Raw genomic sequence first — 1,422 nt, forward strand, 5'->3', positions numbered from 1 at the left:
CCCTGGATGGAGTCGTCGCCGGCGCCGAGGATGTCCCACTCCTGCGGCGGGTTGCCGGCCTTGCTGTTCTCACAGACGACCGCGTTGACCACCGGGTCACACGGGCCGGCGGCCGCCGCCGGGCTCGTGGCGAGCGTGACGACCGATGCCGTGAGCACCAGTGCCGCCGTCCCCGAACCCATCCATCGCCGTAACGGACCTGATGCGCCTTCGTTCACCATTTCCCCCACCACTCACACAATCCTGCGGAGTGAAAGTAATGCGCGGATCAGAATTGGTGTTCCGCCGTTCGGGCTGTTCTCATACCGGTAGGGCCAGGCGGTCAGTCGGAAAAGCGTCGCGACACCGTTGTCCGGACCAGTCGGGCCGGATGTGTCAGCCGCCACACGGCTCCGGTCAAACCGACCATCAGTGCCACCACCATGGCGTACGTGCTGAAGCTGAGGGAATCGAAGAATGCCGCTACGACCAGGGCTATCAGCTGGGTGGCGATCAGCGCCGCGCAGAGGTGGCGGTCCTCGGTGCTCGCCGATCGGCGCAGCGAAATGACGGCCAGCGTGATTGCCGCAAAATGGAGCAGAGCGAGCGCGGCGACCCCGACCAGGCCGTTACTCAGTGCCGTGGCGAGCCACTGATTGTCGAGAAATTGATACTGCGGTGAGATCCAGGTGCCGGTGCCCCGCCCGAACCACGGCCGTTGTGAGAAGTAATAGCCCACCATTTCGTACCGTTTGGTGCGGGCGGTGATGCTCGTGTCCTTCCCGGCGTTGGCGAAGAGTTCGACCAGGGTGTTGGTCAGTGACGGCTTTATCACCATCAGGCCGGCCACGATGAACGTGCCGATCACGGCCATGTTGAAGCGCATCCGCCAGCCCCAGACCGGGATCAGCACGACGAAGGCCAGCGCCACGGCGACGAACCCGGTGCGGGACACCGTCGCCGGGATGGCGGCCGCGATGAGCAGCGAGGCGATGATGAAGAGCTGGCGGGCGCGGCGTTCCGGCGCGAACCGGGCGAAGTGGATGGCGAACGGCAGCGTCATCGCCATGACGGTGCTGAACTCGATGTAGTGGGTCGTGGTGCTGGCCACCCGGATGGCGCCGCCGCGCTGTTCGAAGCCGGGCACGACGCCGTTCGAGGTGAGGCCGGGGATCTGTACGTACTCGGTGACGTCGAGCCAGAACACGAACTGCACCAGGCCGATGAAGCCGACGATCGCCGCGCACCAGACCAGCACCCGCAGCACGCCGCGCAGCCGGTCCCAGTTCGGGATGCCGTCGGCGGCGGTGAGGATGACACCGGTGAACGCGAGCGCGGCCAGGATCGCGCGGTCGGCCCCGTTGGCCTCCATCGACGTCAGGCCGCGCCAGTAGCCGACGGCGTACGACATCAGCAGCGTCACCATGTAGATGAGGACGATCC

At 66.2% G+C, this 1,422-nt stretch carries 1 protein-coding gene; it reads right to left on the reverse strand.

Annotated elements, in window-relative coordinates; all coding sequences use genetic code 11:
* Positions 1-322: 322 nt before the first annotated feature.
* The coding region (locus AB0M20_RS43400) for an O-antigen ligase family protein (RefSeq protein WP_364307327.1) at positions 323-1,422 on the reverse strand (1,100 nt) is incomplete at its 5' end.

The sequence above is a fragment of the Actinoplanes sp. NPDC051633 genome, assembly GCF_040681735.1.
In the GTDB taxonomy this organism is placed as follows: Bacteria; Actinomycetota; Actinomycetes; order Mycobacteriales; family Micromonosporaceae; genus Actinoplanes.